Source organism: Metabacillus niabensis (assembly GCF_020524345.1).
GTDB lineage: Bacteria > Bacillota > Bacilli > Bacillales > Bacillaceae > Metabacillus > Metabacillus niabensis_B.
On sequence record NZ_JAIVLH010000021.1, the window covers coordinates 1 to 16,797 of the forward strand.

The window sequence follows — 16,797 nt, forward strand, 5'->3', positions numbered from 1 at the left end:
TTATAATAACAAGCGCATAAAGCAAAAATTGGCAGGCATGAGTCCGGTTCAATTCCGTATCCATACCAGCCAATTAGCCGCTTAATATAAAACTCTAACTTTTAGGGGTCACCACAATTAAAGGGGGGGTATGATATTTCGTAGAAAAATAGCTGTTATACTAATCTTCTGCAATTTTTATCCTGAACTCACTTATATAGTGGTGTTTATTATTTTGATAAGAGACAGAAAAGAATTCATAGATATCACTTAATGGTTTGACTTCATTTGTTTGGATATAATGAATTAGTTTTTGGAGTGTATTAAAGTAATGTTCAAATGAATTGGAATTTGAAACAATGCTTAAGTATTTACCTTTTGGTAAGGTTGCAAATTCAGTATCACTATGAAGAGATGAAATATGTTTATTCGATAGTACAGGTGTAAACAAATAATCATAATTGATTTCTTCAACTGTATTGTAGTATCTAAATGGAATAATAGAGCCATACCCTTTTTTTCTAAACCCCTCTGTAGATGGTCCATATTTTCTTAGACTGCTAAATGACGAATTAAAGGTGTTAATTGGGCCTAGACCGGTTACTTTTGTTTGAATAACCTTCATTTCTTCCTTTTCTAAAAGAACAACCTCATCAAATGGTGCTTCTTGTCTCTGCAATTCTTCTCTTACATTGGCGATAATTTCTTGTATTTCAAATAAATAATCAATCTTTTCTTCCACAATTCTTTCTTGATCCATTAAAAAGGAAACATAATCGTCATTATTTAAATCTTCCACCTTTTTGATCTGATTTAATGGTGTCCCGATATAGCTTAGAGACTTTATTAGGTCTAAACGATATAGTTGTAAATCACTATAATAACGATAATTTGATTTTGGATCTACATAGGCTGGTTTAAATAAATCGATATGATCATAGTAGCGGAGAGCTTTGATAGAAATATTCATTAATTTTGAAACCTCACCTATAGAATAAAGTTTATCCTCCATTACTAAATCCACCCCATTACTGTTTTGAACTCGTTAATTTGGCTAGCGAAGCTTTAGCATAAGGCTGTTGTTTCCATGCGAGAGTTAATCCTGTGCCAATAGCTAAAAAAATCGTCGCAAAGTAAAATGGATAATTTAAATTTATATCAAATAGTATACCTCCAATAATTGGACCAAACACATTTCCAATACTCGTAAACATTGAATTCATACCACCTACAAAACCTTGTTCGTTTCCGGCAATTTTAGAAAGATAGGTGGTTACAGCAGGTCTCATTAAATCAAATCCAATAAAAACGATAATTGTCGTAAATAAAATCAGAAAGTATTGATTAACAATGGTGACCAATAAGACAAGAATCGCTGAAAATAAGAGGCTGTACCGAATTAAACGAATTTCTCCAAGCCATTTTGTCAGTTTATCAAATAAAGCAATTTGAGCAATTGCCCCAACAATAGCTCCTCCAGTAATCATAATGGCAATATCCTTTGGGGTAAATCCAAACTTATGATCAACAAATAGAGCAAACAAAGATTCAAAAGAGGATAAACCAAATGCTGAAATTAAGATAATCATAAATGAGATGAAATATAAAGGTGAAAAGATTCGGTTTAATCCGGCCTTTTGATCTGAATTTTCATCATATTCCATATTACGTTCGGGTTCTTTTAATGTAATCAAAGATAAAACTGCAGCAAAAATACCTAATAAACCAGCAAAGAAAAAGGGGATACGAGTTCCGATCTCTGCTAAAAATCCTCCAATTCCAGGGCCGATAATGAACCCTGTTGAAATGGCTGCTGACATGTAGCCAAGTGCTTTCGGTCGAGTTTCTAATGATGTTGTATCTGCAATAAAGGCAGTTACGGCTGGCATAATAAATGCTGCACTAATACCTCCGAGTATACGTGAGAGAAACAGGACGCTCAGTGTATTTCCGACACCGAATAACAATTCTGAGATTCCAAATATAAATAAACCTATTACTATCATTCTTTTTCTGCCAAATTGGTCTACCCAACGGCCTGCTATTGGTGATACAACTAATTGTGCTACAGCAAATGCTGCAACCATATATCCTACGATTGAACCTGATAAATGTAACTCATTCATTATTGTAGGAGTCACAGGAATAACAAGTCCTATGCCTAAAAAGGCTATAAATAGATTAAGCAATAATATGGTTAAAGTTATGTTCTGTCTTGACATGCTTATCATCTCCATGAAAGATTTTTTAGCAACTACAAGACGTTATTTTAATCTCTCCCTTAAGGGGAGAGTCAACCTTTTTGTTTCACTAAGAGATAGTGATTTTTCAAACTGCAAATAAGGATAACAATTAAATGATTAAAGACATGGAAAATCTGATAATATTATCTTATACTATAAATAGTAAACGCTTTCAACTAAGAGGGAATGAACATAAGTAATGGGGGCACTAGTAATATGTTAAAAGATTTAAGTAACGAGTTATTAATCAGTTTATATAAAAAAGCAGTTATCTTAAGCCAGGATACTAAAATAATTAAGGTTTTAAAGGAAGAAATACAAAAGCGAAATCTATTACAACTACTAGATGGCTAACCTAGTTTTTTACTAATAGTTTGCAGAGTAAGCTCGAATTCTTTGCATACAAGGAATTCGAGCTTATTTAGATGAAGATAATAATGAATGGAATGGAAAAGATTCATGTTAAAATTCCTCTGAAACAAACTTCAAAAGAGTCCTGACAGCAAATGATTGATATCTGTCTTTTTTCGTAATAAATCCAAGCTCCCACATAGGTGGAGACAATAATGTAGTCATCTTGATGTTGTGATGATTCATTTTTCTAAAGATAGACCTCGGTAATAGCGTAATACCAAGCTCCTCTCCAACCAATTCTGTTATTAAATCCCACTGTGAGCTTTCATATGCGATATTTGGTTGAAAGCCTGCTTGTTGACATTCGTTAATAATCAATTGATGTAAGGCAAACTCCCGATTGAAAAGAATAAATTGTTCTTCTGCTAATTGCCTGATGGTAACCTCTTTCGATTCTGCTAGTCGATGCTTTGTGCTTGTATAAAGCATAAATTCCTCTTTTATAAACGGAGTAATTTCAAACTTACCATGATCTGTTGGAAACACAATGATTCCCACATCAACATGACCCTCATCTACTAAGTATTCAATTCGTTTGGCACCGAGTTCAATTAATTCTAATTCTACTTCTGGATATTCCAGTTTGAATTTTTTCGCTATTGTGGGGAAGAAAAGCGTCCCAATTAATGGAGGTATGCCAATTTTAATTTTCCCTGTTGGCAAATTAATTAAATCATCTAAAAGAATAGAAAGCTCATCAGTAGCTCCTAATATTTTAATAGCTTGTTTGAAGACAATGTCTCCTGCATCAGTCAATTTTAATGAACGTGTTGACCGTTCAAATAGTTCCACTTTAAGCTCTGTTTCTAACTTTTTAATTGATTTACTTAAGGTCGGTTGTGAGATATAGGCACTTTCAGCTGCTTTAGTGAAGCTGCCGTATTGTGCTACTTCGGTAAAATATCGTAGATCCTTTAATTCCAAAGTCATCACCTACCCATTCAGTTTTGGAATAAAATATATAACTATTATTCATTTTACTCATAAATGAGAATGCTGTAAATTAATAAGTAAATATATGGTGAAAACTCCGAATAAACTGTAATAGGGAGGAACTGGTTGATGGAAAATAATGAGGTTGTAATTGTAAGCGCTTTAAGAACGCCAATTGGTCAATTTGGTGGAAGCTTAAAAAATATTAGTGCTGTCCAATTAGGTTCATATGTAATAAAAGCGGTGATTGATAAAGTTGGAGTTCGCGGAGAGCAAATTGATGAAGTCATCATGGGAAATGTTCTTCAAGCAGGTCTTGGTCAGAATCCGGCTAGACAATCTGCAATATACGCAGGCCTTCCTGAACATGTTTCTGCTTATACATTAAATAAAGTGTGTGGATCAGGATTGAAAGCCGTTCATTTAGCGACTCAAGCCATTTTAACAGGAGATGCTGAAATCGCTATTGCCGGTGGAATGGAAAATATGAGTCAAGCACCATATTTATCTATGGGAGCTAGAGAAGGATTTCGAATGGGAGATCAGAAGCTCATTGATAGTATGATTCATGATGGATTGTGGTGTGCTTTTAATGACTATCATATGGGAATCACGGCTGAAAATATTTGTGACCAATATGAAGTGACACGTCAGGAACAAGATGAATTTGCTGCATGGAGCCAAGAAAAAGCAGCAATGGCAACAAACGATGGGAAATTTAAGGATGAAATTGTAGCTGTTGAAATACCGCAACGAAAAGGAGAGTCTATTTATTTTGATAAGGATGAATATGTAAAGGCGGGAACAACAGTAGAGAAATTAGGTAAGCTAAGGCCAGCTTTTAAAAAGGATGGACGCGTAACCGCAGGAAATGCTTCAGGAATTAATGATGGAGCAGCTGCTGTACTCATGATGAGTTTACGTAAAGCAAAAGAACTTGGGATCGAACCTTTAGCTAAAATTCGTGGGAACGCAAGTGCAGCCGTTGACCCATGTTTAATGGGAATAGGGCCAGTCCCAGCTACGAAAAGAGTGTTAAATAAGCTTGGACTTACAATCAATGACATGGATTTAATTGAAGCAAATGAAGCTTTTGCAGCCCAAGCTTTAGCGGTTGGCAAGGAGCTTCAATTTTCGAAAGCTAAAGTAAATGTCAATGGTGGTGCCATTGCCCTGGGCCATCCGATTGGAGCAAGTGGTGCAAGAATCCTCACCACATTAATTCATGAATTAAAAAGAAGAAATGGAAAATATGGTTTAGCGACGTTATGTATCGGTGGTGGTCAAGGAGTTTCAACCATAATCGAAAACTATGATGCGAGGGGTGTATGAGGATGAAAAAGATATTTACTAGTTTTGAAGAAGCGGTGCAAGACATTAAAGACGGAATGACGCTAATGGTTGGAGGATTTGGGCTGGTTGGAATACCAGAGAACCTAATTAAAGCTCTTTGTGAGAAAAATGTAAAAGATTTAACAGTTATTTCAAATAATTGTGGAGTAGATGATTGGGGACTTGGACTTTTACTTCAAAATAAACAAATTAAAAAGATGATCTCATCTTATGTGGGTGAAAATAAAGAGTTTGAAAGACAAGTATTAAGCGGTGAATTAGAGGTGCAGTTAACACCACAAGGTTCTTTAGCAGAGAAAATACGTGCCGGTGGAGCGGGAATTCCTGCCTTTTATACCCCGGCTGGAGTAGGGACTCCTATTGCAGAAGGTCGGGAAACAAGAAAATTCAATGGGAAAGAATATTTACTTGAAGAATCCCTTACTGCCGACTTTAGTTTAATAAAAGCATGGAAAGCAGACAAGATGGGCAATGTTATTTATCGTAAAACAGCGCAAAACTTCAATCCTATTATGGCGGCCGCAGGGAAAATCACAATTGCAGAGGTAGAGGAAATTGTGGAAGTTGGGGAAATAGATCCTGATCACATTCATACACCAAGTATTTATGTTCAAGGGTTAATTATTGGGAAACATGAAAAACGAATCGAACGACTTACGGTTCAAGCATAAAATAGAGGAGGGAAAAGGATGGCGAAAAATGTAAGAGTACAAATCGCACAAAGGGCTGAAAAGGAAATTCAAGATGGATTCTATGTGAATTTAGGCATTGGAATGCCTACAATGGTTGCGAACTATATTTCTGAAAATAAAAATGTGGTTTTGCAATCAGAAAATGGTCTATTAGGAATTGGACCTTATCCATTGAGAGAAGAAGTAGATCCGGATTTAATTAACGCGGGAAAAGAAACAGTAACCGCAATAGAAGGAGCCAGCTTCTTTAGTAATGCAGAATCCTTTGCAATGATTCGCGGCGGCCACATTGATTTAGCTATCTTGGGTGGTATGGAGGTTTCTGAAAATGGTAATCTTGCTAACTGGATGATTCCGGGAAAAATGATAAAGGGAATGGGAGGGGCAATGGATTTAGTTCACGGTGCTAAAAGAATTATTGTGATCATGGAACACGTGAACAAGGCAGGACACCCAAAGATTCTTAAGAAATGTTCGTTACCATTAACAGGCCAAAATGTGGTTGATCGAATAATAACAGATCGTGCGGTTATTGATGTTACGAAGGATGGATTGGAATTGATTGAAGTAGCAAATGGTTACAGTGTTCAGGATGTGGTTGAGTCTACTGAGCCTAAGTTGATCATTTCCGATCAAGTTTTGAATCGTTCATATTAGAAATTATACAGGAAAGGGGTATTTTTCCTGGTATTTAAGATGGTAAAGCTTCAATTCTTATTTATACATATAGAATTTGAAGCTTTCTTTGTCATTTCTATAAATTTACGTAGAACGGCCAGAATAGGAAACAGAAGTTGAGACTATCCAAGAAGAAAAGGTAAAAAATAAATTTATAATTTTGAAAAAATGGTATTTACTTTTAATAGGAACGGAACTATAATGAATCTTAAGTAACCGCTTTCAAAATTAATGTGTTAAATAATTAATGTGGCATAAGCATAAAAGATTATTGTTGAAAATGAAACCCGTTTCATTATTGGTATACAAACTAAGAAAAAGTAATAACAATATTGTTGAGTTAGTATACATTTTTATGAAACCCGTTTCATTTTAAAGTGTATAAAATGATACATACATAGTGTGACTTCTCAAATAATAAAGGTTTTATGCACTTTTATGAAACCCGTTTCATTTCTAATATATTCATTGCTTATCATCGTTATCTACAATGCCTTTTAGTTATTCATTACACAGATTGCTATTAGATTAGTACTCTTTCAATACTAAAGGTATTTCTTTTGTTAGACGGTTGCTGTTTTGAAGTTAAGATCATGAGTATAGGGGGGATTTAGATGAAAACTGCTACTGTGCAATCACAGACACCTGTTGTTATAACAAAAACGAAAGAGTCTCGATTTAGAAGAATATGGAAGAACCGAACCCTTCTTCTTATGTGTATGCCTGCCATTATCTTCTTTGCTATATTTGCTTATCTTCCAATGCCGGGACTTTACCTTGCTTTCGTAAATTATGATTATTCACTTGGTATTTTTAAAAGTGCTTTTGTAGGCTTGGAAAACTTCCGTTTCTTGGTTATGACAGGTGATTTATGGAAGTTAACCTTTAATACGATTGCTTATAATCTCGCCTTCATCATATTAGGTAATTTCCTGCAAATAGCTGTTGCCATCATGCTTAATGAATTAAGAAATAAATGGTTTAAAAAAATATCACAAACCATTATGTTTTTACCACATTTCATTTCCGCCGTTTTAGTTGGTCTTTTAGCCTATAACATACTCAGTTATGATTATGGTTTACTTAATTCATTTTTAGAATTGGTTGGCTTGGATCCTGTACAAACTTATTCGAATCCGGCGATTTGGCCTTATATCATCGTCATTACTTTCCTTTGGCAATCTACAGGTTATGGATCAATCGTCTATTTTGCTGCGATTATGGGTCTTGATAAATCCATCTTAGAAGCTGCAGAAATTGACGGAGCTAATGCTTTTCAACGTATTCGCTATATTATTATTCCTTGGCTAAAGCCTACTTTTATCATCTTGTTACTGTTTTCTTTAGGTGGAGTATTAAAAGGGAATTTCGGATTGTTTTATAACCTAGTTGGTGCTAATAATACAATGCTTTATCCTACCACAGATATTATCGAAACCTATGTATTCCGAACATTAATGACGAATTTTAACTTTTCTTTAGGAAGTGCAGTAAGTTTATATCAATCAATTTTTGGATTCTTTATCGTTATTACAGCTAACTGGATTGTTAAAAAGGTTTCACCGGAAAACTCATTATTCTAAAGGAGGGATGTACTTGTGGAAAATACATATAGACGAAATGTGGATTTTTCTACGATCATGGTTCGTGTGATTGGATATGGTTGTATTGGGTTATTTGCTCTTTGTTGTCTTTTGCCCTTTGTCTTAATTTTATCGTCATCTTTCACTTCTGAGAAGGCGATTATGGAAAGTGGATTTGCATTATGGCCGAAAGAATTTTCTACGTTTGCATATGAAATTGTTTTCCGAAATCCAAGGCTTATTATTGGGTCTTATGTTGTAACAATGGGTATTACGATTGTTGGAACTGCTGTTGGATTGTTTATTGTGGCCATGACTGGTTATGCCTTGCAACGTGCGGATTTCCTCTATCGTAATAAAATTTCATTTTATATTTACTTTACAACCCTGTTTTCAGGTGGGCTTGTTCCATTTTATCTATTGGTTACTCAGTATTTGGATCTGAAAGATAATTATCTTGCCGTATTGCTTCCGGGATTGCTGAGTCCTTTTCTGATCATTATGATGAAGGCGTTTACAAAATCGATTCCCCACGAGATTACAGAATCTGCAAAGATGGATGGTGCAGGTGATTTCACGATCTTTTTAAAATTAATTTTACCTATGTCTACGCCGGCTTTAGCGACAATCGGACTTTTTATTGCCTTGGGATATTGGAATGAATGGTATAATGCCATGCTTTTCCTTTCACCTAATATGGAATATCGACCTCTTCAGTTGTTTCTTTATAACGTCATTACAAGTGCTGATTTCATAAGAAACTCTGCGGCAGCTTCTAATGTGGCACCACAAGAAATTCCTTTGGAATCTATGAAAATGGCAACAGCCGTTGTGGCTACCGGTCCTGTTATTCTGTTTTATCCGTTTGTACAAAGGTTTTTTATTCAAGGTATTACAATTGGTGCAGTTAAGGGCTAATGAATATGAGTAAGGATTTTTCCTTGTTTCATAGATTAAGAATGAAAAAGATAAAGGGGAGGAAATGAAATGTTGAAGATGAAAAAATTCTTCGTACTAATCATGGTCATGCTGTTAACCTTTAGCCTTGTGGCGTGTAATGGATCCAGTCAAACAAACTCAGAAAACACGAAACCAACTACAAAAGTTAACGAAAATGGGGAAATTGATACATCAGAATTTGTCAATATTACGATGATGGCATTGGGGGATAAACCGACAAACGGTCAATTAGAAAAAGTAATGGAGCAAGTAAATGCAAAATTAGAGGAAAAAGTAAATGCTCATCTTGAAATAAAATGGATCGAATGGGCTGACTATATGACAAAATATAATCTAACTCTTGCTTCAGGTGAGCCGGTTGATTTAATTATCACAGCTACTGACTGGTTAGATGCTTGGGGTAATGCTCAAAAAGGTGCATTCATGGACATTACTGAACTTTTGCCGACTTATGCACCGAAAACTTGGGAAGAAGTTTCTGATGAAAGCTGGGAGCAAACAAAATACAATGGGAAAATTGTTATGATGCCGGAAGACTCTTATACTCAATGGGTTAACCACGGATTTTTCTACCGCACAGATTGGGCTAAGGAGTTTGGAATAAATGAGCCTATCAAAGATTTTGAAACTTTAGGTGAATACTTCCAAGGTATAGTCGATAATAAGCCGGGTGTGATTCCTTGGGATACACCGGGAACAAACGTTACAACAGCATGGGGGTATACAACTTCCTATTCCGATCAGATTGAATTACCAATTGCTACAGGAGTATTCCCGATTTACTGGGGGAAATCAGCTGATGAACCGTATACCGTTGTAAGTCCGGTGTTTGAAGATCTTTTTGTAGATTATGCAAAAATGATGAAGGATTGGGCTGATAAAGGATATTGGCGTTCTGATGTATTAAATTATAAAGGTGATACTCGCGCATTATTCCAAGCTGGAAAAACTGGAGCTGATCAGCATCATACTGAAACATTCGCAGGTCTTCGTCCACAAATGGATGTGAAACAACCAGGTTCTGAAATCGATATGTTTGCTTGGTCAGATACACGTGATAACTTAATTTCAATGTCTATTACTCACGGAGCTACAGCTGTTGGTGCACATAGTAAAAATCCGGAGCGTGCTCTTATGGTATATGACTTACTTCGCAATGATGAAGAAATTTACAAATTATTTAACTATGGTATTGAAGGAGTTCAATACGAAATCGAAGATGGTAAACGTGTACGTCCTGAAGGATATGATGAAACAAAACATTCATTTGCATCTAATTTCTGGGGAGGCCGTGTAGATAAGTTCGAAATCCCTAGTTCTGACAGATGGGAAGGAATGCCTGAGATTTATGAGGAGTACGATAAAATTAAGAAGCCGTTCCCATATGGACAATTTGTTTTCGATAGTACACCTGTAGAAGCTGAAATAGCTGCACTTTCACAAGTAACTGCACAAATGGTACCGGCAATTGCATTTGGTAAAGCGGGTGATCCGGAAAAAGCTGTTGAAGATTTCCGTAAGAGATTAGAAGCAGCCGGTTATGAAAAGGTACAAAAGGAAATTCAAAAACAAATGGATGAATATAAAAAGCTTGTTGAAGGTTAAGTAGGAGAAAAAGTGAAAAAAGGGCTATCAAGTATTCGTGATAGCCCTTTATCTATCTATTTAGTACTCTAAAACAACTTTAATAAGGAGTGGTGGATAATCATGGTTAATGTCATAACTGAACAATGGAATCCCTCTGTTAAAAGTACAAAGTTTAACTTTGACTGGAAATTTTCAAATGGTGAAGACACTGATGTACATAAAATTCAGTTTGATGATTCAGATTGGCGTTCAGTAGATTTACCACATGATTGGAGCATAGAAGGTCCGTTTAAGAAGGAATATGCAAGTTCAACAGGATATTTACCCGGGGGTATTGGTTGGTATCGAAAGAAATTCATCGTTCCTGATAGCTTAAAAGAGAAAAGGATTATGATTCAGTTCGATGGCATCTATAAAAATAGTGAAGTTTGGATTAATGAACATTTTCTAGGTAAAAGACCTTATGGATACAGCTCATTTCAATATGATTTAACTCCTTTTATAAACTTCGACACACACGAAAATGTCATTGCTGTAAAGGTGGACCACTCAGATTTTGCGGATTCTCGCTGGTATCCGGGATCTGGGATTTACCGAAACGTATTTATCAACTTGACTGATCATGTGTACATCAAGCCGTATGGTATATATATTACAACTCCGAATATTTCAACTTCAGAAGCAGAAATTACCATTCAAACAAGTGTGAAAAATGAAACCAATCACAAAGGTGAAATTCAAATTGAACATCAAATAAAAGATGCTACTGGAAAAAAACTAATAGCTTGTTCTTCTATGGAAACCATTCAAGCAAATAGTGAACAAGACTATCATCATTCTATTATGTTGGAAAAGCCAAATCTTTGGTCACCAGAAAATCCGTATGTATACAGTGTTGAAACAAAGGTGATAAAGAATAGTCAAGTGATTGATACTGAGACCACTCCTCTTGGTGTTCGATATTTTCACTTTGATGTGGACTCTGGGTTTTATCTAAATGGAGAAAATATCAAGATGAAAGGTGTATGTATCCATCATGATGCAGGGTGTCTTGGAGCAGCTGTACCTGATAAGGTTTGGCACAGGCGTTTGCAACGATTAAAAGAAGCTGGAGTGAATGCGATAAGAATGAGTCATAATCCGCCGGCACCAGAGTTATTGGATATGTGTGATCGGTATGGATTTTTGGTTCAGGATGAAGCGTTCGATGAATGGGAATATCCCAAAAATAAATGGGTAGAGGGTTGGAATAAAGGAGAACCTTCACTTGACGGGTATGCATCAGACTTTACAGAATGGGCGGAGACCGATTTAAGAGATATGGTAGTAAGGGATCGAAACCATCCATCAATTGTTTTCTGGAGTATTGGAAATGAAATTGATTATCCTAATGATCCCTATTCACATCCAGTACTTGAAGATCGGTATAAAGCGGAAAAGCCTGAAGCAAAGGGAATAGGTGATATTGCGAAAAGATTGGCAAGTGTAGTAAAGCAATATGATCCAACACGACCTGTTACAGCAGCACTGGCAAGTGTCATTATGTCCAATGAGACGGATTTCCCGGATGCACTTGACGTGGTTGGTTATAACTATCAGGAATTTCGGTATCATAAAGACCATGAAAAATACCCTAATCGAGTCATTTATGGTAGTGAAAACGGGAGACATCATAATGAGTGGAAGGCTGTGAAAAATAATGAATTTGTTTCAGGGCAATTTATTTGGACAGGGATTGATTATTTAGGAGAAGCTCGTGGATGGCCTGTTCGTCATGCAACACCAGGTATGCTTGATCTAGCAGGATTCAAGAAGCCGCTATTCTTCTTCAAACAAAGTCAATGGTCTAAAAAAGATATGGTTTATGTAGGGATAACGTCTATTAAGGAAGAGCATCCTGATCAAATTTATTGGGACCATGAAGTAGTTGGTGCATGGAATGGGACGGAAGGCGAACTTGTAAGGGTGGCTTGTTGTACAAATTGCCCGGAAGTAGATCTACTTTTAAATGGGACATCACTTGGTATCAAAAAACAAAAAGACTTCAAAGGTGGATCGATCTATTGGGATATTCCATATGAAGAGGGGACGTTAAAAGCAGTAGGAAAAAGAAACGGTAACATTTGTTGTACCTATGAATTAACTACTGCTGGTATGCCTGCAAAGCTACACCTGGACTCTGATTCTACTACTCTTAAAGCCGACAAACAGGATATTGCACATATTGAAGTAAATATCCTTGATGTACATCATCATCTTGTCTATGAGGCTAATAATCAAATAGACTGTGAAATTGAAGGTCCAGGTGAAATTATTGGACTGGAATGCAGTAACCCAACAAGTCATCAAAATTATAAAGAAACCAACAGAAAGGCCTATCATGGGAAATTACTAATTTATGTTAGAGCCACTGATCAACCCGGGACAATTACATTAAAGGTATCCTCAGATGGATTGGAAAGTTCCTCTGTCGTTATTGAGGTTAAGTGAAAAATAGATTACAGGAGATGCTTAAATGCCCTATAACATTGCTTCTGATACTTGCAATCCCAGGAAAGGTCACCGTCTTGCAGATATTCCTGCACATGACCCATTTGTTTTATCACATAAAGAATCAAATACCTACTATTTATACACAACAGGAATTCCGGAATTAACAGATTTGGAAAGGAATGGAGTGTTAGTTTACAAAAGTAAAGATTTAGTAGAATGGGAGGGACCTTTTGTTATATTTGAGGTTCCTGACGGGACATGGGCACATCCTCAACATGGCACATGGGCACCGGAAGTTCACCAGTATAATGGTAAATATTATTTATTTGTTACCCTTCATAATAGAGACAACATATTAGCAGAACCACCAGAGGTTTGGAAAACGAATCATCTTCGAGGTACTGCTATTGCAGTATCAGATTCGCCGGAAGGTCCGTTTCAAATAATAAAAAAGGATGGCCCTGTTCCTCCAGCAAATTTTATGACATTAGACGGAACACTGTATGAAGATGAGAATGGAAAACCGTGGATGGTATATTGTCATGAATGGATTCAGGTTATAGATGGAACGTTTGAAGCCATACCTTTAAAGCATGATTTATCTGATGCTGAAGGTGAACCAATCCATCTTTTTAAAGCTTCAGATGCTCCATGGATCAATGCTGAGCGAAAACCTGATAACAAGCCTCAAGTATATGTATCTGATGGGTGTCAATTATACCGAACAAAAGGTGGTCATCTCATCATGCTCTGGTCAAGTTATAACGATGAAGGATATGTCCAGACAATTGCAAGATCTCAGTCAGGTAAACTGGAAGGACCTTGGGAACAGTTGGACCCATTGGTTAAAGGTGACAGCGGACACGGCATGCTGTTCAAAACATTCGAAGACACCTGGATGCTCATCCTTCACCATCCCTTCAGCACCCCAGAATCCCGAGCAATAATCTATAAAGCAGAAGAAACCGAAGATCGTTTTATAATAATTGGACCATGGGGACAGGTCCCTCGTCCCACATCATGAATGATTTAGGGGACAACCGCATTCTATCACGTATCTAGTAATGGAGGTAAAATATGTTATTAAATAAAAAGGTAGTCTCAAGGTTTTGTATATTATCTATATTTCTATTAATGTTCACACTAATACCAACAAATAGTAAAGCAAAGGAAAATAATATGTCTACGAAAAAAAAGGAAAATACCCAAGAAATTACGATCAATGTAGAAAATAAATACCAAGAAATTGATGGTTTCGGAGCCTCCGGTGCCTGGTCCTTCGATAAAATTGGCTCTGAATGGTCAGAGGAAAGTAAGAAGAAGGTTGCCGATTTGCTGTTTTCAACGGAAAAAGGAATTGGTTTATCAATGTGGCGTTTTAATATTGGCGCTGGAAGTGAAGAAACGGATAAGGAAATAATTACAGACCCATGGAGAAGAGCCGAGAGTTTTAAAACAGGTGAAAATGAGCCGTATGATTGGTCCAGACAAGCTGGACAACAATGGTTTCTTCATGCAGCAAAGGATAGAGGTGTCGAGGAATTTATTGGGTTTGTAAACAGTCCTCCTGTATGGATGACGAAAAACGGTCACGCACAACCTGATCCTTCTGTTGGAAGTACGAATTTAAAAGAAGAATCAGTTGATGATTTCGCGGTATTCCTGGCAGATGTATTAGAACATTTTGAAGAAGAAAATGTACCATTTAACTATATTAGCCCTATTAATGAACCTACCTGGAACTGGGATTACGCTGGACAGGAAGGTAATCGATATAACATAGAAGATATTAAAAAAGTCATATTGGCGTTACACGCGGAACTAGAAAAAAGAGGACTTGATACAGAAATTGACGCCACTGAAGCTGTAGAGTATACATCTCTGCTTGATGATGCGATGTATGGCGAATTTACTGGTAGTGATCGTGTATACAACAGCGGGAATGCCAACGGTAGTTATCCTGGAAAATACCGTGAATACATTAAAGAAATGTTAGGGGATCCTGAAATTAAAGATATCATTGGAAATAAAATTAGTGCACATGCGTATTGGTCAGATCATTATTCTGGTGAAGACCGTCTCGTTCCATTAAGAAAATCTGTCCGGGAAAATCTAGATCAATACGGTCAAGATATAAAATTCTGGATGTCGGAATATTGTATTTTGGGAAGTAATGGACCTGGAAGAGATTTAACAATGAAGACAGCACTTGATGTTGCAAGACTAATTCATTTTGACATGGTTGAAACGCAAGCCTCAGCATGGCAATGGTGGCTGGCTCTGTCAAATTATGATTATAAGGATGGGTTGATTTATACTGATTATTCTCAACCTGGTGATGAGGAGTCGATCATTGAATCAAAATTACTTTGGGCAATGGGGAACTACAGCCGCTTTGTTCGACCAGGTGCCTACCGAGTTGATCTGCAAGGAGCAAATGAAAAAGAGGAACTAATGGGTTCCGCATATTATCATGAAGAAGATGATCAACTATCTGTTGTATTTGTTAATTACAGTAATGAAGAAAAGTCAGTAAAAGTGAATGTTGATCATCTTCCTGGGAAAAAGAAAGCGATCCAATTCAAACCATATGTTACATCTGAAAACAACGATTTAGAGGAAAAAAATCTTATTCCAGCTAAAAAAGCAGTTTCCATTCCTCCACGATCAATTGTAACGTTAGTTGCTAAATAAGTAGAAAGCAAAGGCAATTGAATGAAATACCGTTGAATCCTTATATCACGGTATTTCACTTATGCCTTGTTAAGGAAGGGCTATCGTAAAAATTTATATTTTTTCCTATTCTTACATACTTAATACAAAAAATGGGTAAATTAATGTTAAAAATGTAAGAATGGAAGGAGATATAATATGTCACTTCAAAACAAGGTTGCTCTCATTACTGGGGCAGGATCGGGTATCGGCCGTGCTGCGGCTTTACGTCTTGCAAAAGAAGGAGTGAAAATTGGTCTTGTAGATTTAAAAGAGGAAAAGCTTAAACAAGTAAAACAGGATATTGAATCACAAGGCGGGGAAGCAATGATAACTGATACTGATGTATCAGATCCCAAAAGAGTTGAACAAAGTGTAAAAGAGATTTATGAAAAATGGAATCGATTAGATTTTGTCTTTGCAAACGCAGGTATTAATGGAACAGTTGCACCGATTGAAGATCTATCCCCGGAGGAATGGGATCAAACGATATCAACTAACTTAAAAAGTACTTTTTTAACTGTAAAGTACTCAATCCCTCATTTAAAAGTAAATGGAGGGAGTGTGGTTATAACAAGTTCTATTAACGGAAATCGCACCTTTAAAGGGTTTGGCATGTCAGCGTATAGCTCTTCAAAAGCTGCTCAGGTGGCATTTGGTAAAATGGCCGCATTAGAACTTGCCAGATACCATATTCGAGTAAATATCATTTGCCCTGGAGCAATCGAAACCAATATCGGACAAAATACATTTCCTGAAAAAGAAAACTTAGAAAAGATAAAAATTCCGATTGAATATCCAGAAGGTGGTCAACCATTGGAGCATAAGGCCGGTGAACCTGAACAAGTAGCAGATTTGGTTCATTTTTTATTCTCTGATGCTTCAAACCATATAACAGGCACGAAAATTTTTATTGATGGTGCAGAGTCATTGTTATAAATGAAAGAAAAATATAATTGAGTTAAAATTGAAACTAATGAGAACCTTCATTAGTTTCAATTTTATATAGGGAAAACTTAAAACATCACAAATTAATTTTAAGAACTTAGCAGAAATATCAGAAGGTCGGAATAAAAGAATTGACACATATCTTTAAGGAAAGGTAAAATGTGAGTATAGTATGAAAGTGCTTTCATTTAAACTGAAAAATGAAACCAGTTTCATTTTGTT

At 36.3% G+C, this 16,797-nt stretch carries 15 protein-coding genes; 12 read left to right on the forward strand and 3 right to left on the reverse strand.

All coding sequences use genetic code 11. From position 1 onward, the window contains the following. Positions 1-85, forward strand: an 85-nt coding sequence (locus LC095_RS27305) for an IS3 family transposase (protein ID WP_215021060.1), incomplete at its 5' end; no start/stop codon positions are given. A 75-nt stretch (positions 86-160) separates the two neighbouring features. Here LC095_RS27305 and LC095_RS20315 read toward each other — a convergent pair. Continuing rightward, a complete protein-coding gene (locus tag LC095_RS20315) occupies positions 161-991 on the reverse strand; it encodes a MerR family transcriptional regulator (RefSeq protein ID WP_226529904.1) in 831 nt (276 codons plus the stop codon). A gap of 16 nt (positions 992-1,007) precedes the next feature. Then, complete coding sequence (locus LC095_RS20320; protein WP_226529905.1) at positions 1,008-2,201, reverse strand: MFS transporter; 1,194 nt, start codon at positions 2,199-2,201, stop codon at positions 1,008-1,010. 207 nt (positions 2,202-2,408) lie between these two features. On the opposite strand from LC095_RS20320, the gene sda reads away from it, so the two are divergent. Then, positions 2,409-2,576 (forward strand): sporulation histidine kinase inhibitor Sda, encoded by a 168-nt coding sequence (gene sda, locus LC095_RS20325; RefSeq protein WP_226529906.1) that lies wholly within the window; start codon positions 2,409-2,411, stop codon positions 2,574-2,576. 108 nt (positions 2,577-2,684) lie between these two features. Here sda and LC095_RS20330 read toward each other — a convergent pair whose 3' ends face one another. After that, positions 2,685-3,560: a LysR family transcriptional regulator gene (locus LC095_RS20330; RefSeq protein ID WP_226529986.1), complete on the reverse strand. Its 876-nt coding sequence runs from the start codon at positions 3,558-3,560 to the stop codon at positions 2,685-2,687. A gap of 138 nt (positions 3,561-3,698) precedes the next feature. On the opposite strand from LC095_RS20330, the gene LC095_RS20335 reads away from it, so the two are divergent. The 10 genes from LC095_RS20335 to LC095_RS20380 all read left to right on the forward strand — a co-directional run bounded on the left by LC095_RS20335 (position 3,699) and on the right by LC095_RS20380 (position 16,566). Next, entirely contained in the window at positions 3,699-4,901 is a 1,203-nt protein-coding gene (locus LC095_RS20335; protein ID WP_226529907.1) for an acetyl-CoA C-acetyltransferase, read from the forward strand. Positions 4,902-4,903: 2 nt separating this feature from the next. Continuing rightward, the gene (locus tag LC095_RS20340) at positions 4,904-5,593 is read left to right on the forward strand and encodes a CoA transferase subunit A (protein ID WP_226529908.1); all 690 of its coding nucleotides are present in this window, start codon (positions 4,904-4,906) and stop codon (positions 5,591-5,593) included. Positions 5,594-5,611: 18 nt separating this feature from the next. Further along, positions 5,612-6,271 carry a CoA transferase subunit B gene (locus LC095_RS20345; RefSeq protein WP_226529909.1) on the forward strand — a complete coding sequence of 220 codons (660 nt, stop codon included), beginning with the start codon at positions 5,612-5,614 and terminating at the stop codon, positions 6,269-6,271. Positions 6,272-7,005: 734 nt separating this feature from the next. Beyond that, positions 7,006-7,875, forward strand: coding sequence for an ABC transporter permease (locus LC095_RS20350; protein ID WP_372496259.1), 870 nt, complete (start codon positions 7,006-7,008; stop codon positions 7,873-7,875). 57 nt (positions 7,876-7,932) lie between these two features. Next, positions 7,933-8,793, forward strand: a complete 861-nt coding sequence (locus LC095_RS20355) for a carbohydrate ABC transporter permease (RefSeq protein ID WP_226529987.1) — start codon at positions 7,933-7,935, stop codon at positions 8,791-8,793. A gap of 69 nt (positions 8,794-8,862) precedes the next feature. Further along, positions 8,863-10,440 (forward strand): ABC transporter substrate-binding protein, encoded by a 1,578-nt coding sequence (locus LC095_RS20360; RefSeq protein ID WP_226529911.1) that lies wholly within the window; start codon positions 8,863-8,865, stop codon positions 10,438-10,440. A 102-nt stretch (positions 10,441-10,542) separates the two neighbouring features. Further along, entirely contained in the window at positions 10,543-12,912 is a 2,370-nt protein-coding gene (locus LC095_RS20365) for a glycoside hydrolase family 2 TIM barrel-domain containing protein (protein ID WP_226529912.1), read from the forward strand. A gap of 25 nt (positions 12,913-12,937) precedes the next feature. After that, positions 12,938-13,939 (forward strand): glycoside hydrolase family 43 protein, encoded by a 1,002-nt coding sequence (locus tag LC095_RS20370; protein ID WP_226529913.1) that lies wholly within the window; start codon positions 12,938-12,940, stop codon positions 13,937-13,939. Positions 13,940-14,094: 155 nt separating this feature from the next. After that, positions 14,095-15,609 carry a glycoside hydrolase gene (locus tag LC095_RS20375; RefSeq protein ID WP_226529914.1) on the forward strand — a complete coding sequence of 505 codons (1,515 nt, stop codon included), beginning with the start codon at positions 14,095-14,097 and terminating at the stop codon, positions 15,607-15,609. A gap of 177 nt (positions 15,610-15,786) precedes the next feature. Beyond that, positions 15,787-16,566 carry an SDR family oxidoreductase gene (locus LC095_RS20380; RefSeq protein WP_226529915.1) on the forward strand — a complete coding sequence of 260 codons (780 nt, stop codon included), beginning with the start codon at positions 15,787-15,789 and terminating at the stop codon, positions 16,564-16,566. Positions 16,567-16,797 lie beyond the last annotated feature (231 nt).